This is a genomic window from Komagataeibacter melomenusus, from assembly GCF_013155395.1.
Classification (GTDB): Bacteria; Pseudomonadota; Alphaproteobacteria; order Acetobacterales; family Acetobacteraceae; genus Komagataeibacter; species Komagataeibacter melomenusus.
On the sequence record NZ_JABJWC010000126.1, the window covers coordinates 1 to 336 of the forward strand.

The following is a 336-nucleotide window of genomic DNA, read 5'->3' on the forward strand; positions in this document are numbered from 1 at the left end:
CCAGCCCCGCGCCGCGCGGGTAGCGCAGGCCGAGCGGGCCTTCGTCAAACGCGATGGCGGTGGCGGTCATGTTCAGCAGTTCAAGCTCGTCGCTCGGCGCCATCAGCGTGATGCCGGGCAGGCAGCCCAGATAGGCGATGTCGAACGAGCCGGCATGGGTCGCGCCATCGGCGCCCACCAGCCCCGCGCGGTCAATGGCAAAGCGCACCGGCAGCTTCTGCAGCACCACGTCATGCATCACCTGGTCATAGGCGCGCTGCAGGAAGGTGGAATAGATGGCGCAGAACGGGCGCAGCCCCTCGGTGGCCATGCCGGCGGCAAAGGTCACGGCATGCT

1 pseudogene is annotated in these 336 nt (G+C 68.5%); it reads right to left on the reverse strand.

What is annotated here, in order from left to right:
• Nucleotides 1-336: pseudogene (locus tag HNW77_RS17365) on the reverse strand (1-deoxy-D-xylulose-5-phosphate synthase); the annotation flags it as partial.